The sequence below is a fragment of the Variovorax sp. PEI5 genome, from assembly GCF_056679935.1.
In genome coordinates, this window is the sequence record NZ_CM155257.1 from 1,678,835 (window position 1) to 1,693,939 (window position 15,105).

General features: G+C 64.6%; 18 protein-coding genes and 1 pseudogene. 16 read left to right on the forward strand and 3 right to left on the reverse strand.

From position 1 onward, the window contains the following. Window positions 1-682: 682 nt before the first annotated feature. The 3 genes from AC1MLT_RS07680 to AC1MLT_RS07690 all read left to right on the forward strand — a co-directional run bounded on the left by AC1MLT_RS07680 (window position 683) and on the right by AC1MLT_RS07690 (window position 3,896). Window positions 683-1,507, forward strand: a complete 825-nt coding sequence (locus tag AC1MLT_RS07680) for a DUF932 domain-containing protein (RefSeq protein ID WP_296737777.1) — start codon at window positions 683-685, stop codon at window positions 1,505-1,507. Window positions 1,508-1,585: 78 nt separating this feature from the next. Then, entirely contained in the window at window positions 1,586-3,616 is a 2,031-nt protein-coding gene (locus tag AC1MLT_RS07685) for a ParB/RepB/Spo0J family partition protein (protein WP_296737776.1), read from the forward strand. A 61-nt stretch (window positions 3,617-3,677) separates the two neighbouring features. Next, complete coding sequence (locus tag AC1MLT_RS07690; protein ID WP_126313142.1) at window positions 3,678-3,896, forward strand: hypothetical protein; 219 nt, start codon at window positions 3,678-3,680, stop codon at window positions 3,894-3,896. A 100-nt stretch (window positions 3,897-3,996) separates the two neighbouring features. Here the strand turns inward: AC1MLT_RS07690 and AC1MLT_RS07695 are convergent, their stop codons facing one another. Continuing rightward, window positions 3,997-4,248: a hypothetical protein gene (locus AC1MLT_RS07695; RefSeq protein WP_126313143.1), complete on the reverse strand. Its 252-nt coding sequence runs from the start codon at window positions 4,246-4,248 to the stop codon at window positions 3,997-3,999. Between AC1MLT_RS07695 and AC1MLT_RS07700 the strand changes: the two genes are divergently transcribed. The 4 genes and pseudogenes from AC1MLT_RS07700 to AC1MLT_RS07715 all read left to right on the forward strand — a co-directional run bounded on the left by AC1MLT_RS07700 (window position 4,247) and on the right by AC1MLT_RS07715 (window position 6,745). Then, a complete protein-coding gene (locus tag AC1MLT_RS07700) occupies window positions 4,247-4,519 on the forward strand; it encodes a metal/formaldehyde-sensitive transcriptional repressor (RefSeq protein ID WP_126313144.1) in 273 nt (90 codons plus the stop codon). The genes AC1MLT_RS07695 and AC1MLT_RS07700 overlap by 2 nt on opposite strands. A 46-nt stretch (window positions 4,520-4,565) precedes the next feature. Further along, window positions 4,566-5,525, forward strand: a complete 960-nt coding sequence (dmeF, locus tag AC1MLT_RS07705; RefSeq protein WP_296737759.1) for a CDF family Co(II)/Ni(II) efflux transporter DmeF — start codon at window positions 4,566-4,568, stop codon at window positions 5,523-5,525. Between the two features lie 2 nt (window positions 5,526-5,527). After that, a pseudogene (locus AC1MLT_RS07710) lies at window positions 5,528-5,635 on the forward strand (VOC family protein); the annotation flags it as partial. Between the two features lie 801 nt (window positions 5,636-6,436). Continuing rightward, window positions 6,437-6,745 carry a DUF736 domain-containing protein gene (locus tag AC1MLT_RS07715; RefSeq protein WP_296737755.1) on the forward strand — a complete coding sequence of 103 codons (309 nt, stop codon included), beginning with the start codon at window positions 6,437-6,439 and terminating at the stop codon, window positions 6,743-6,745. A gap of 46 nt (window positions 6,746-6,791) precedes the next feature. On the opposite strand, the gene AC1MLT_RS07720 is transcribed toward AC1MLT_RS07715, so the two are convergent. Beyond that, window positions 6,792-7,088 carry a helix-turn-helix domain-containing protein gene (locus tag AC1MLT_RS07720; RefSeq protein ID WP_296737753.1) on the reverse strand — a complete coding sequence of 99 codons (297 nt, stop codon included), beginning with the start codon at window positions 7,086-7,088 and terminating at the stop codon, window positions 6,792-6,794. Between the two features lie 442 nt (window positions 7,089-7,530). Between AC1MLT_RS07720 and AC1MLT_RS07725 the strand changes: the two genes are divergently transcribed. From AC1MLT_RS07725 to AC1MLT_RS07740, 4 genes are all read left to right on the forward strand, one after another. Then, window positions 7,531-7,881, forward strand: coding sequence for a DUF2958 domain-containing protein (locus AC1MLT_RS07725; RefSeq protein WP_296737750.1), 351 nt, complete (start codon window positions 7,531-7,533; stop codon window positions 7,879-7,881). A 372-nt stretch (window positions 7,882-8,253) separates the two neighbouring features. Next, window positions 8,254-9,048 (forward strand): DUF2285 domain-containing protein, encoded by a 795-nt coding sequence (locus AC1MLT_RS07730; RefSeq protein WP_296737747.1) that lies wholly within the window; start codon window positions 8,254-8,256, stop codon window positions 9,046-9,048. An 84-nt stretch (window positions 9,049-9,132) separates the two neighbouring features. Beyond that, window positions 9,133-9,417 carry a helix-turn-helix transcriptional regulator gene (locus tag AC1MLT_RS07735; protein ID WP_371434474.1) on the forward strand — a complete coding sequence of 95 codons (285 nt, stop codon included), beginning with the start codon at window positions 9,133-9,135 and terminating at the stop codon, window positions 9,415-9,417. A gap of 26 nt (window positions 9,418-9,443) precedes the next feature. Continuing rightward, entirely contained in the window at window positions 9,444-10,298 is an 855-nt protein-coding gene (locus AC1MLT_RS07740) for a replication initiator protein A (protein WP_371434473.1), read from the forward strand. A gap of 162 nt (window positions 10,299-10,460) precedes the next feature. Here AC1MLT_RS07740 and AC1MLT_RS07745 read toward each other — a convergent pair whose 3' ends face one another. Then, window positions 10,461-10,589 carry a hypothetical protein gene (locus AC1MLT_RS07745; protein WP_371434472.1) on the reverse strand — a complete coding sequence of 43 codons (129 nt, stop codon included), beginning with the start codon at window positions 10,587-10,589 and terminating at the stop codon, window positions 10,461-10,463. Between AC1MLT_RS07745 and parA the strand changes: the two genes are divergently transcribed. The 5 genes from parA (at window position 10,588) to AC1MLT_RS07770 (ending at window position 15,085) form a co-directional block, all read left to right on the forward strand. Continuing rightward, entirely contained in the window at window positions 10,588-11,226 is a 639-nt protein-coding gene (parA, locus tag AC1MLT_RS07750) for a ParA family partition ATPase (RefSeq protein WP_371434471.1), read from the forward strand. The two genes, AC1MLT_RS07745 and parA, sit on opposite strands and share 2 nt — an antisense overlap. Then, a complete protein-coding gene (locus tag AC1MLT_RS07755) occupies window positions 11,223-11,486 on the forward strand; it encodes a chromosome partitioning protein ParB (protein WP_371434470.1) in 264 nt (87 codons plus the stop codon). Before parA ends, AC1MLT_RS07755 begins: the two co-directional genes overlap by 4 nt. A gap of 32 nt (window positions 11,487-11,518) precedes the next feature. Further along, window positions 11,519-12,028, forward strand: a complete 510-nt coding sequence (locus AC1MLT_RS07760; protein ID WP_371434635.1) for a DUF2840 domain-containing protein — start codon at window positions 11,519-11,521, stop codon at window positions 12,026-12,028. Further along, window positions 12,025-12,588, forward strand: coding sequence for a S26 family signal peptidase (locus tag AC1MLT_RS07765; protein WP_296737729.1), 564 nt, complete (start codon window positions 12,025-12,027; stop codon window positions 12,586-12,588). Before AC1MLT_RS07760 ends, AC1MLT_RS07765 begins: the two co-directional genes overlap by 4 nt. A gap of 550 nt (window positions 12,589-13,138) precedes the next feature. Next, on the forward strand, window positions 13,139-15,085 hold the full coding sequence (locus AC1MLT_RS07770; RefSeq protein ID WP_371434469.1) for a DUF3363 domain-containing protein: 1,947 nt from the start codon (window positions 13,139-13,141) through the stop codon (window positions 15,083-15,085). The last annotated feature ends 20 nt before the right edge of the window (window positions 15,086-15,105 follow it).

Here is a 15,105-nt window from a genome sequence, read left to right on the forward strand (position 1 = left end):
GGGCGCTGCGCGCTTTGCTTGCCTCCAGGGGAAAGCCCTGCGGGCTATCCCCGCCGCGCGAGCCTGGCGCCCCTCAAAGGCCGCCGAACCGGCTGCGCCGGATCGGCCAGACCACAGCAGCCGCTGGCCCAATCGAGCCTGCTTCCCGATGCCTGGAGCATGAGCTTGTGCATCGAGCCTTGAAGTCCGGGCGTCCCCGGCCAGGAAACATGGCCGGTCGCGCTGTCGTGCTGCGCATCGAACCCCCTGCGGGGTTTCGCCCCTGTCGGGCTTCCATCATTCCCTCGCGCTGCTCGGCTGACGCCTCCGGCCCGGCTTCCAGCTTCGGACCTGCGCGCTTCGCTTGCCGTGCGGTCGGCGCATGGGGAAGGCCGTTGCCTTGTCCAGCCGTCTCCCCTGACTTCATCACCTTGTCCGCGACTGTAGCCCGCTCCCGTGCGCCGTCAAGGCGCGCAGGGCCGTGTCCTCGCTGCGCTGCGGGCCGCACCAACCCTGCGCTTGCCTCCTTGACGGCTCCCGTCCGCGCGCTCCTGACCGTCGCGGGCGATGAACTCAGGAAAGACGGTGGCAACAGGGCCAACCGGGTTCCTCGTGCCGACCGCACCGAACAGCCGAAAGGCTGGGCTCCGAATCTAGGAATCCGGTGTGCGGTTTTCTTCAACAGCCAAGTCAGGAGAAAGACATGCTTGCATCCCGTTTTGCTTCCCATTCCCCGGCGCTGCGTTCCGATTACCCCTTGTCGGATGACCAAATCCGGCGCGTGGCCCCGTCCATCTTTGCAGATGCCCCGCATGAGAGCCGTTCCGAGCGGTACAGCTACATCCCTACTGCCACGGTCTTGACCGAGCTGCGCAAGGAAGGGTTTCAGCCGTTCATGGTGACGCAGACCTGCGTACGCCGCGAAGACCGACGCGACTTCACCAAGCACATGATCCGCCTGCGCCACGCCAGCCAGATCAACGGCGCCGAGGCCAACGAAATCATCCTGCTGAATTCGCACGATGGCACGAGCAGCTACCAAATGTTGGCGGGTCAATTCAGATTCGTTTGTGCCAATGGGCTGGTGTGCGGTGACACCGTGGCCGATGTGCGTGTGCCCCACAAAGGTGACGTGGCGGGCAAAGTCATCGAAGGCGCGTTCGAGATGTTGCACGGCTTTAACCGGGTGAAGGAATCACGCGACCTGATGCGCGGCATCACCTTGGACGATGGCGAATCCGAAGTGTTCGCCCGCGCCGCGCTGGCTCTCAAGTACGACGACCCCGACAAGCCCGCACCCATCACGGAATCGCAAATCCTGATGCCGCGCCGCTTTGAAGACCGCCGCCTCGACCTGTGGAGCGTGTTCAACCGCACGCAGGAGAACCTGACCAAGGGCGGCTTGTCCGGCCGCTCTGCCAATGGCCGCAGGCAGCAGACCCGTCCGGTGCAGGGCATCGACACGGATATCCGCCTAAACCGCGCCCTATGGCTGCTGGCCGATGGCATGCGCCAACTCAAGGCTTGATTTCTCCGGAGGGGCGCAGCCCCTCCATTCATTCCCTTTCTTTCGCCGTTTTCTTTTCGTACCAATAGGAGTTACATCATGAACGCCGTTACCCATCAAGAAACCCAAGCCCTGCATGCCGTCATCCCGGCGCAGCCCTCGCAAAACATGCTGCTGGTGCCGCTGTCGCAGCTTCGCCCCTCGCGCCGCAACGTGCGCAAGACCGGAGGCCAATCCATCGACCCGCTGGCATCGAGCATCGAGCGCGTGGGTCTGCTGCAAAACCTGACTGTGATTCTTGCCAGCGATGGCGAGCATTACGAAGTGGTGGCCGGTGGCCGTCGCCTTGCCGCCTTGAAGCTGCTGGCGAAGAAGCGCCGCATTGCCAAGGATTGGCAAGTGCCTTGCCTGCTGGTGGCCGATGCGTCCGCCCGCACCGTGAGCCTGACCGAGAACGTGCAGCGCGAAGCCATGCACCCCGCCGACCAGTTCGAGGCCTTCGCCGCCTTGATCGCGGAGGGTCGCCCCATCGAAGACATTGCCGCAGACTTCGCCGTCACGCCGCTGGTGGTGCAGCGCCGTCTCAAGCTCGCCAACGTGTCGCCCCGGCTGATGGCCGACTATCGCGCCGATGCCGTGACGCTCGATCAGTTGATGGCCCTTGCCATCACCGACGGCCACGCCGCGCAGGAAAGCGCGTTCTACGATGCGCCGCAGTGGCAGCGCAGTCCGTCCGCCTTGCGCGAGCGCCTGACCGAGCGCGAGATTGGGGCATCCCATGCGCTGGTGCGTTTCGTGAGGCTGGATACCTACGAAGCCGCAGGCGGCGGCATCCGCCGTGACCTGTTCGCGGAAGGCGATTCGGGCGTGTATGTGACCGATACCGCACTGCTGGAAACACTGGTGCGCGAGAAGCTGGGAAGCCACGCCGCCGCCGTCCGCGCCGAGGGCTGGGCATGGGTGGACGCCACGCCTGCCATGACCTATGCCGATCTGCAAGCCTTCCAGCGCGCACCGAGGGAACGGCGCACGCCGAGCAAACGCGAGGCGCAGCGCATCGAGAAGCTGGAAGCCAAGATGCAGGCCATTGGCGAGGCCGTGGATGCCGCGCTGGAAGCCGACGACGAGGACAAGGCCGAAGTCTTGCAGGAGGAAGGCGAGCGCCTGGGCCAGCAGTTGCAGGCGCTGGAAGATGGCTTGATGGACTACAACGCGAACGCCCGCGCAGCCGCCGGGGCCATCGTCACCATCGACCGCAACGGGGAGGCAGTGATTCATCGCGGACTGTTGCGCGAGGCCGAGGCGAAGGCTCTGCGCACCTTGGAAAAGCTGCGCCAAGGTTTTGGCAACGCGGAAGGCGAAGCCGAGAACGATGATGAAGGCGAGGCTGCCGAGCAGCCCAAGGCCGTCAACTTGTCCGACCGGCTGGCCCAACGCCTGAGCGCCCACCGTACGCCGGCGCTGCAAATCGAGATGGCCCGGCATCCGCATGTGGCGCTGGCCGCGCTGGTGCATGGCATGGTGCAAACCGTCTTGCAGGACGGCTACGGCCATGATCTGCCGCTGGGCGTGCGCCTGACGGTGCAGGACAGGCTGGAAGGCGTGGCCCCGGACTGGCCGGAGTCTCCCGCCGCCGTGGCTTTGCGTGAACTGCAGCAGGCATGGGGCGAGAAGCTGCCCGAGAACAGCGCCGAACTGTTCGCCGTACTGCGGGCAATGGAGCAAAGCGAACTGGTCAAGCTGCTGGCGGTATGCGTGGCATCCACGGTGGACGCGGTGACGCCCCGCGCCACGCTGCACCAGCCCGGCGAGGAACTGGCGCAGGCCGTGAGACTGGATATGGCCGCATGGTGGAAACCGACCGCCGAAGGCTACTTCAAGCACGTGTCCAAAGTCGTGATTCTGGATGCCGTGGGCGAGTTCTCGCCGGAGCACGTCAACCGACTGGCGAAGCTCAAGAAGGCCGACCTTGCCGGCGAAGCCGAGCGGCTGGCCAAGGGGACAGACTGGATGCCTGCCCCTTTCAAGGCCGAAGGCCTGCAAGAGGTGGCGCAGAAGGACGCGGCAGCAGATGCGGAACCGAATTCCACCGCAACGGCAGATAAACCGGCCGAGGCATTGGTCGCTTGACCCTCATCACAGGACAGCGCCCCAATGCAAGCCGGGGCGCTTGCCTGCAAGGAGCCAGACCATGCCCGACACCAGCCCCACGACCATGAGCCGCCCGCGCATGGCGGCGATCTATGCGCCCGGCACGGTGCGCGCCCGCCGCTGGCACGGTGAGGGCGATGTGCGCGGCCACCGTCCGCCTTCGGGCTGGAAGGCACGCGCCGACCTGACCGACATTCATCCCATCACGGGCCACGCTTTGCCGCGTGCCGTGTGGTGGATCATCGAGACGAAGGAGTAAGGGGTCAGCACCGGCCCGAGGGCGTGGTGCCCTCGGGCCGGTGGATTCAAAAAATCCGGGCGCGGCAGTGGCCGCGCCCGGTGTTGAAGCCCAAACCACCCTACCGCCGCCTTCGCTTCTGCTCGGGCGGCGGCATTGAAGGCATCGCTGTATTGGCGATGCTCTCTGGCACTGGCACGTGCAAGGCCAGTTTCATGAAATGCGCAGGCGGCAACACCGCGCGCTGGCGCTTGCTTTCGGACATCAACCCGAAACCCATCGGGGTCACCATGCTTTGCCGAAACTTGAATGCAGCATCTGTCACAGGTGATTTAATATAGTCCCCTAGACTATATTGATTGCTCTCTGCCATGTCCCACACGTCCCGTGAAAAAGCCAAGTTGATCGCGCGTGTGCGCCGTATCAAGGGCCAGCTGGAGGGCATCGAGCGTGCTCTGGAGGCCGATGCCGCATGTGTCGAGGTGCTGCGCCAAATCGCTTCCGTGCGTGGCGCGGTTAGCGGGTTGACCGTGGAGGTGATGGAAGACCATTTGCGCGAGCACGTGCTGGCGGCCTCGACCGACAAGGAGCGCCAGCAGGGCGGAGAGGAAATGGTCGAAGTCATCCGGGCCTATATGAAATGAATCGGCACCCCGCAGACAGGCTCCACCCAACCCAAGGAATCCGCGGATGACCACCAGCAGACTCTCGACACCAGACCACGAACACGTCTTTCTTGGTGCTGATCACCAGCGCAATGAACGCAAGGTGTGGCTGGTGATTGCGCTCACGGCCAGCATGATGCTGGTCGAGATCATCGCCGGCACGGTCTATGGCTCCATGGCGCTGGTTGCCGACGGCTGGCATATGTCCACCCACGCCGGTGCGATGCTGATTACCGCACTGGCCTATCGCTTCGCGCGACGGCACTCCAACAATCCGCGTTTTAGCTTCGGCACTGGCAAGCTCGGGGACTTGGCAGGTTTTGCCAGTGCGGTGGTTCTGGCCCTGATCGCCTTGCTGATTGGCTGGGAGAGCCTGGTACGCCTGACCCAGCCGATCCAAATCAATTTCGAGCGGGCGATTGCCGTGGCCATCGTGGGATTGGTCGTCAATCTGGTTTGCGCATGGCTGTTGAAGGATGACCACGCGCATCATGGCCATCACGGTCATGGCCATCATCATCACAGTCACCATGACGACCATCATGAGACGGGCAAAGCCCGGGACAACAACCTGCGTGCCGCTTACCTGCATGTGCTGGCCGATGCCATGACTTCCGTTCTGGCCATCGTTGCGCTGCTGCTGGGTCGCAGCTATGGCTGGCTGTGGGCCGATCCCATCATGGGCGTGGTCGGCGCGCTGGTGATCACCCGGTGGTCATGGGGGCTGATGCAAGATTCTGGCAGCGTGTTGCTCGACGCCGCCGCCGAAGGGCAGGAAGTGCGGCAAGAGATTCGGGAAGCGATAGAGCCCACTGGAAGCCAGGTCGCCGATCTTCATGTCTGGCAGGTTGGCCCCGGCCATTTCGCGGCCATCATCTCGCTGATGGCCCAGGAGCCGAAGGAACCTGCCCACTACAAGGCGTTGCTCGCGCATATTCACGAGTTGTCGCATGTCACTGTCGAGGTGCAGCGGCCGGCAGCATGAACACGGCTGCAATCACTGATTCAGATCCAGCGGCGGCCAAGCGTGCGTTTGAGGCCATGATGGAGGTCAAGATCGACATCGCTGTGATCGAGGCGGCACGGCGGGGTTGAGTTTCCGCCGCATGTCCTGCTGGCCTTGGGCGTGTCGGCGCGATGCGCCGCCGGGCTTTCGGGCTGCGCCCCGTGCCGTCTTTGCCGTCACGGCCATTCGGCTTCAATCCCTCACGTCTTCGCGCCTGCGGCGCTGCGCGCTTTGCTTGCCTCCAGGGGATCGACACAAGGTCCATCCCCGCCGCGCTGTGCTTGGCGCCCCTGCAAGACCGCCGAACCGGCTTGCGTCGGATCGGCCAGACAAACGCCCCGCCACAGTGGGCAGTGCGCTGGGGCTACGCCTCGATTTGCTGCGGCAGGTTGTGCGAATGCGTACCGTCCTCGACGCTGGCGGTTCTGTCATCGCGTCACGAAGGACGGTTCACGGACATGCGGCTCGGCCTCACTCTGGAGCTTCCACGTCGCGCCTCCAGCACAGCGCCGCAAGGGTGGGCCGGGAGCGTTCCCGCTTGTCGTAGGGGAGTTGGCCTTGCCCGTGTCAGGGCGCGAGCCGGTAAAGCCTTCATGCGGGGATGCCGAGTCGGCCATGCTCCCTTTCGATGCGGTTCGGCCCAAGGCGTCCTTGTCTCGTTGTGAATCCTGACGGTGGCGCGGCTGCGCCTCGGGCTTCATGGCTGCAACCGTCCGACGCAAACAATTTCCCCGCCGCGTTGCGGCTTCCTCGCGCAGCAAATTCTTTGCGCCTACCGGCCCTCCACGGTGTTGCGGCCGCAAGCGGTGCAGCCAGCCCGTCCCCCACCGGACGGATCACAACAAGGACGCGATGGGCGCGGACTTGCAACCCCGAAAGGAAACTTCATCATGGCAAACATCGGCACCTTCACCGCAGACAAAGATGGCTTCACCGGCACGCTTCGCACCCTGACGCTCAACGTCAAGGTCAAGTTCATCCCGAACGCCAAAAGCAGCGACAACGCCCCTGACTTCCGCATCCAGGCAGCGACCGGGCTGGAAGTCGGCGCGGCGTGGAAGAAAGTCAGCCAGGCCGAGCGGCCCTATGTGTCATGCAGTTTGGACGACCCTTCGTTCCCTGCCACGATCTACGCTCGCCTGATCGAAGGCGAAGACGGCACGCACAACCTGATCTGGTCGCGCAGCAAGGGCGACTGACGCCGCCCCAGCGCCCCGCCCACTGTGGCGGTGCGCTCCCTGACGGTCAGTGCTCCGGCTCGGAAGCCGTCAGACGGCTTTCCGTCGCCGTCATCAATTCGGCCGAACTGCACCCGAGCGCCCGCGCGATCTTGAGGATGATCGCCAGCGTGGGCATGTGTTCTCCGCGCTCGATCTTTCCCATGTGCGAGCGCTCGATGCCGGCCAAGTGGGCCAGCGTTTCCTGGGCAACCCCTTGTTCCGTTCTGGCCGCGCGCACCGCTGCGCCGAAGGCTTGTGCCGGTTCGGCCTCGAAAGTGGTGGCACCGGCCGGGCGGCCACGCTGGATTGATCGCTTCTGCATACACAGAAGGGTCAATTCGCAGCACAATTAAAACCACGTTATCTTTAACTCATTTCCTAATTTCAACCTACCATGTCGGGCGACGTTTTCTCATTCGTTCTTGTGCTTCTCCGCTTAAACCCTAAGCCGGTTTCGTATCTCTGCGTTTTCGTGTGTTCGTTGACTTCCGTCTCTACTGTTTTGCGGATTTCCGTAAACCCGCAATCGCACATCTGAGGTTCCCAGTGCATCCACCAATGCGGCTTCGTGCATCGTCTGCTTTGTGGGCATCCTGGCCGCTCCCAGGTTCATCCCGCAGCGGAAAAGTGCGCGAGTCTGGCGCACGCCGCTTGCCGTCAACCCCGGCCCGCACCGGACCGTGTTGGGGTATGACGGCCGCGCTTGGCGCGTGCGCCCCAGTCACCTCGCTCCGCCGTGGAGCGAACCCTTCAAGGAAGCGACCATGACCCAACTTCTCCTCACCGACGAACAACGCTCGCAACTGCTCGCCAATGGCCGGATCACCGCCGAAGGCGGCGACCATGATCCGCAGCCCGTCGTCAAACTGTTCACGCCGGACGCACATGCAACCTGGCTGCTCGCCGAACTCGATCCCGTCGATGGCGATACGGCCTTCGGCCTCTGCGACATTGGCATCGGCATGCCCGAGTTGGGTAACGTGCGGATTTCGGAACTGGCGTCCATCGTCGGGCCGCTCAAGCTGCCCATCGAACGCGACCTGCATTTCGTTGCGAAGCGCACGCTGTCGAAGTACGCACGGCTGGCCCAAATCAACGGTTCGATCATCGACTGATCGAACCCGATAGCCCGCTTCGGCGGGCCATCAAGGCACCGCCAAGCCGGGGCGATGGCAGCGCATTGTGTCTATTTCGGTCTGAGTTCAGACCCTGCGCGCATCAATCCGCACTCTGCACCACAGCGGTGCAATGACGACCCAAACAGTCACGATCACTAGCGCGGTTTGCGGCACCGTTTGTAGATGCCGCGCACCAAAATCGGTTGCGCAGCCGTCGCATTCGGACGAATCCAGCAACGCTTCGGAACTCATCGGTCTTGGCACAGCCAATTATCGAATATCGACAAGACGTTCTTCCAATGACTCCGTAGCTTTGTGGTGCCGGTGCCCGTGGCGACTGTTCCTGCTTGTTTGACAGGAGGTTGCCTCATGGCAGAAGCGAATCTTGAGCATTGGCACCCGAGCGCCGCGTATCTCTACGTCCTGCACCTGGACGGCCCGGCCTTGGCTTGGGAGTACCTGCGACGTGATCCCGACTACCGGCGCGACTGGCTGCGCCGTCGCCGACATCCGGATGCGGCACAGCGATGGGGCCTGCGCCAGCTGGAAGATCCCGGCCTGGATGCGCGGGACGCGCACCCGGCTTGGTTCCCCGACCACGACACGGTGGTGCAGCTCTACCCCGATGTCGATCCACCGCCCGATGCGTTGTCCTTCGAGTTTTGGCTTATCCCTGGCCACAAGCAACTGATCCATGACGGCCGCCGCCTGCTGCTGATAGCACGTCTGCCGGGCTGCTGCCTGCGCCTGGCGCTCGCGCCCGCGTTGGATGAAGGCATGGCCTATGTCCACGCCTTCCGCGCCTGCCAGTCGCCCTGCGCCCGCTACCGCACCTTCGCGGGCGAACTGGACAAGCTGGCCGCAGCGCGTGCCGAACCAGCCGCGACGGCGAAGCGCCGTCCAAGCCAGACCATGCTGCTGGAGCTGCACACCCTGCAGGCGCTCGACGGCACCTTGGCAAGCGCGTCATTGCGCACGGTGGCCGACGTGCTGTACGGCCCCGATGCCGTGGCCGCGGACTGGCACGCGGACGGCGACCTGCGCGCCCGTGTGCGCCGCCTGGTGCAGCGGGGCAAGAAGCTGATGCGTGGCGGCTATCGCCGCCTGGCACAGCTTCCGCCGCTTGAACAGGGACGTTCTGCGTTCGATGCAAAACGTCCCTGAACAGGACGCCGCCCTTTCTTGAGACTGGCCTCCATCCGGTCGCGCTGTTGCGGCCGGCGACCCTGACCGATGGAGGTTCACACCATGAGACCAGCTCCCTTGCGGCCTGCCGCCGTACCCGCACGTGCGACCACGCAGCCAGCCCGTTACCTGACCAACGACGAGGCCGCCGACTTCTTGCGGCTGTCGCCGCGCACGCTGGAGAAGCAGCGTGTCATCGGCGGCGGACCGCGCTTTCGCAAGTTCGGTCGGCGCGTCATGTATTCCGTAGCCGATCTGGAAACCTGGGCGGACGCTCGCAGCTTCGAGGCCACGTCCGACCCGGAATACGCAGAGCGCCATGCGGGCGATCACCGTGATGGCCGCTGACCCTGGGCGTGCGGATCGCCATCGCCATGTCCCGTCCATCGCTGCCGCAGGTGCAGTCGATGCCGCAGCGCGAACAGCTCGACCTGTTCCGTGCGCTGCCGGGCGACATGGCGCCGCGCGACGCCCAGGACTTGATGGCCTATCCCTTCTTCTCTCTGGCGAAGTCGCGGCGCATCGCGCCAATCGACTTCCGCAGCGGAAACATCACCATCCGGGTGGAGGGAACGCAGGAGCACGGCATCGCCACGATCTGGGATGCCGACATCCTGATCTGGGCGGCCAGCCAGATCGTCGAAGCCAAGGATGCCGGCCTGCGCCCCTCGCGGCTGATGCGCGCCACGCCCTACGAGATCCTGCGCTTCATCGGGCGCGGCAAGTCGCTGCGCGACTACCAGCGCCTCAAGGCCGCACTGGATCGCCTGCAATCGACCACGATTGCCACGTCGATCCGCGAGACGACCGGCAGGCGGCTGCATCGCTTCTCGTGGATCAACGAGTGGAAGGAACTGGCCGACGCGAATGGCGTACCGCTGGGCATCGAACTGATCCTGCCGGACTGGTTCTATGCCGGCGTGCTGGATGCGGCACTGGTGCTCACCATCGATCCGGCGTATTTCAAGCTCACCGGCGGCATCGAGCGCTGGCTGTACCGTCTGGTGCGCAAACACGGTGGCAAGCAGGCGCATGGCTGGCAATTCGACTTCCGACATCTGCACCGCAAGTCGGGCAGCACGGCCAAGCCCTACGACTTCGCCTGCGATCTGCGCGCCCTGGTGGCGCGGCAATCGCTGCCGGGCTACGTCCTGGGCATCGAACGCATGCCGAACGATGGAGCGGAGTTGTTGACCTTCCGGCCCGTGCCGCCCACGGCACGGGGATAACTCCGGGACAGCTTGTGAATGGCGTCGTGCTATCAGGCGTGCGAGGTATCGTGCTATCAGGCGTGTCCCTGTCGTGCTATCAGACGTGCCAAACGGCCGCAAAGCCAATAACGGCGCGGGTTTCGGCATCCCTTAACTTCCCTAACTTCAAATACCTAACTTTTAGTAGGAGCGCGCCGTTTCGGTGGACAACTGCTGAAAACCAAAAACAACGGCAAAACCGAAGCCAGAAACAAAGACGTTTTGCAAGGCAGAAACAGCCCCGCTTTCCAAGCGGGAGGGCTGCGCCATGATCGTCGCCTTGCTCAACCAGAAAGGCGGAGTCGGCAAGACCACGCTCGCCACCCACATCGCCGGTGAACTGGCGATGCGAGGGCAATCGGTCATCCTGCTGGACGCCGATCCGCAAGGGTCGTCCCTCGACTGGACGCAGCGGCGCAGCCAGCAAGGATTGCCACGCCTGTTCAGCGCTGTCGGTCTGGCAAGGGAAACCCTGCATCAGGAAGCCCCAGAACTCGCCAGGCGGGCCGATCACGTCGTGATCGATGGACCACCCCGAATCGCAGCCTTGGCGCGCTCTGCGCTGCTGGCTGCGGATTGCGTGCTGATCCCGGTGCAACCCAGTCCCTATGACCTGTGGGCCTCTGCCGAGATGGTGGCGCTGATCCGCGAGGCTCAGGTGTTCAGGCCTGCACTGCGCGCTGCCTTCGTCATTAACCGGCGTGTCAGCACGACGGTGATCGGACGCGAGGCGCGCAGCTCACTCGCCGATCAACCATTGCCCGCGCTGCGCGCCGAGGTGCGCCAGCGCATCGTCTTCGCCGACAGCGTGGCCGCAGGGCGGCTGGCGCGCGAACTGACACCGGACGGTGCGGCCGCACGCGAAATCACTGCGCTGGTCGATGAACTGCTGCGGTGGCCGTCATGAGCAACGGGCCAGACAAACGCACCGGCAAACGCATCGCCATCGGCGCGCGTCCGCCTGCGAATCCGCACGCCGAGGCGTGGATTCGCCAAGGCGACGGCGCTGACCTCAATAAGGGCGATCTGTACACCGCCCGCCTGACCCTCGACGTGACGCCCGCGCTGCGCGCGCGCATCAAGGTTTCCGCCTTCACGCAAAACACCACGGTGGCAGAGTTGCTGCGCACTTTGCTGGAACGCGAGTTCCCGGAGAAGACACCATGACTTCAAACAACCAGGCGCAAGAAACTACCGACATGGCTACGCCATCGCCCTCGTTTTCCACACTCGCAGGGCAATCCGGCAACACGCCGCTGACCCGCGTGGCGCTCGCCTTCGTGGACCAGCGCATCAATCTTTATCTGCGCTTCGGCGAGCCGGCGCGCACCATCCAGCTCGACCGCTGGCGACGCAGCGCGGTGTTCCTTCCTGCATCCATCTTCTGCCGCATCCGCTGGGAGTCCAACGACTACGGCACCACGCGCTGGCAGCTCATGGTGATGCAGGGCTGCACGCCATTGGATGCCGTGCAGCGCATCCCCGGCGTGCAACCCGGCGCGCGCCTGCTGCTGCATGCCGAGGGCGAACAGAAGGTGCACGCTGTACTGGCAAGGATCGACGCCATCGAGGCGCGGGGCATCGGCGCCATCGACGTGTCACCCGCGTACTGGCGCACGCTGGGCAACCGTCTGGCGGCTGGCCTGCCGCTGCCCGAATACACCGCCGAGCGGCACGCCGCATGGCTGGCCGGGAGGGAACTGCAATGACGGCCACTACGACGACCATGACTCGTTCAGGCCCGCCCGCTCGCATCGTGCTGGCCATCCTGTCTGCCTGCGGCCTCGCTGCACTGGCCTGGGCATCCTTCGTGCAGCCTGCGGCGCGCGTTGTCTACAACCCGTCCAACAGTGTGCCGGTCGGCTGGTATCGCATAGCGCCTGCCGGCTCGCCACGACGTCCTTTGTCCGTGGGCAGCATCGTGCTGGTCCGGCTACCGGCAGATGCCGCCGCACTCGCCGCGCAGCGTGGTTACTTGCCGGCGCACATCCCGCTGCTTAAGCGCGTGGGCGCGGTCGCACCGCAGAACGTCTGCATCGTGGATAGAGAACTGCGCATTGACGGCGTGCCGGTGGCCTCCTTGCTGCCTACGGACCGGATGGGCCACCCACTGCCATCCTGGCAGCAGTGCAGGCCACTCGCAGACGGTGAACTGTTCCTCCTGAGCGGAAGCAATCCGGCATCGTTCGACAGCCGCTACTTTGGACCGATCTGGGCATCCGCCGTGATCGGAACCGCGCAGCCGATCCGCGTGGAGCAACGGCCATGAGATTGCCCGATTTCCAGCCTCGCGGGTACGTTGGCCATCATCCTTTCTGCGCCACATTTGGCGCGCTGCCGCACGTCATTGACGTGCTATCAGGCGTGTCGTTGCGCGTACGTTCGCCGCGTCACCGTACGTGCAGCGAGAGCCCATTCGGGCAGCACTTCGCACGGCATCCGCTGCGGCATTTGAGCCGCATCGTTTTGCACGCCGTTGCGCATATCCATGCGCGTTCCGACGTGCGCTCCAACGTGCAGACCGCTTGCCCCGAACGCGCCATGCCTGCGGCGTGGCGGGCATTCGCCGGCCGGTCGGCTGCGCCCTGCGCAGCACCGCCGGGGCATCGCATCCCCGTGCCGTCAGGCCGGGGAAAGATGCAGGGCAAGATAAAAGGTCGCGGCACTTCGTTGCGCGAAAAGCCAGTCTGCACGTGGGGTTGGCGCGGCACGCGCCTAATAGCGGCACCGTGCCGCGTGGATAGCCAATGCCTTGTCGCTATTGAAAAATGCGCGTGCCTCGCACGCTTGGCTGCGACCGTCTTGGATGGAGGCACCGTATGAGCCGCAACGACGATGACCGCTTCCGCATCCGTCCGGGCGCGCCTAAGCAGCGCGGCGATTCCTTCATCAACCAGGTGGTTCGCCAAACGAGCAAGGCGGGCGCAAAAGTCGCCAAGGCGGGCAACCGTCCTGGTGCTCGGCTGGGGCGTGGCCACGTCGCGGCCCGCTTTACCGGCGCCTCCCTCACCGCCAATTTCCGGCGCGTGACGATCAAGACCCGGCTGATCAATTTCGCCAAGGCGGGATCACGCTCGACCGTCACGCACCTGCGCTACATCGAGCGCGAAGGCGTGGGTCGCGAGGGCGAATCGGGCAAAGCCTATGGCCCAGCGACCGACGATGCCGACCTGGCTGCCTTTGAGGAACGGGGCCGGGAGGATCGGCACCAGTTCCGATTCATCGTGTCGCCCGAGGACGCCGAACAGCTCGACGATCTGCGCACCTACTCCCGCCACCTGATGGCGCGCATGGAAACCGACCTGGGCACCCGCCTGGAATGGGTAGCCGTCGATCACTGGAATACCGACAACCCGCACACCCATGTCGTCCTTCGAGGCAAGGACGACACCGGCAAAGACCTCATCATCTCCCGTGACTACATCGCCGAAGGCATGCGTCACCGCGCCAGCGAACTGGCCACCGAATGGCTCGGCCCACGCACCGAACTGGAGATCCAGCGCGGCATGCAGCGCGAAGTCGATCAGGAGCGATGGACGGGGTTAGATCGCACCTTGCAGCGCGAGGCTGTAGATGGCGTGATGCGCACCGAGCGGCTGGAGGCGGAACCCCGGCTGCAACGCCAGCGCCTGCTGCTGGTGGGACGCCTGCAACGCTTACAGCGCATGGGGCTCGCGAGCGAGATGCAGACTGGTGTGTGGGCTGTCCATGCCGATGCCGAACCCACGCTGCGCGCGATGGGCGAGCGCGGCGACATCATCCGCACCATGCAGCGGACCATGAGCGGCAAGCAGCGCGATCTGGCCGTGTTCCAGCCCGGCGAGGATGACCGCATCGTTGTCGGTCGCGTGGCCGGCAAGGGGCTGGCCGACGAGCTGTATGACAAGGGTTACTTGATCGTCGATGGCACCGATGGCAAGGCGCACTATGTCGTTCTGCCGCCCAGGACGGAGCTGGAGCACTACCCGACTGGTGCGGTGGTGGAGATCAAAGGATCGGCCGCCGTCCGTGCGGCGGACAAGACCATTGCAGCGATGGCAGCCGATGGCATCTACCGCACCGATCATCATCTGGCGATTGCCAAGGCCCAGCCTCACCCAGACCGCGATCCGCACGAAGTGGTCGATGCCCATGTCCGCCGACTGGAAGCCCTGCGTAGCGCTGGCCTTGTGGAACGGCTAGCCGAAGGCGTCTGGAAGGTGCCAAACGACTTGCCCGAGCGGGGTCGCCAGTACGACACACAGCGCCTGGGCGGCATGGCGGTGGAGCTGAAATCGCACTTACCCATCGAACGGCAGGCCCACGCGATCGGCGCGACTTGGCTGGATCAGCAGTTGATCGGCGGCGGCAAGGGCTTGGGAAACCTCGGCTTTGGTAGCGAGGTCAAAGATGCACTACAGCAGCGCGCCGACTTCCTCGCTGAACAAGGGCTCGCAGAGCGGCGTGGTCAGCGGATGATTCTGGCGCGCAATCTGCTGGCGACGCTGCGCGGGCGCGAGCTCGCAAAGACCGCGCAGGACATTGCGGCGGAAACCGGCCTGGAGCATCGCCTGGTGGCGGATGGACAGCGCGTGGCCGGCACCTACCGGCGCAGTGTGATGCTCGCCAGCGGGCGCTACGCGATGCTCGATGATGGCATGGGGTTCAGCCTGATGCCGTGGAAGCCGGTGATCGAGCAGCGTCTGGGGCAGCAGCTCGCCGCGACGGTGCGCGGTGGCGGGGTATCTTGGGAGGTTGGGAGACAGCGTAGATTCGGAGTAGCCTAGCCCACAACACGTCTTGATGC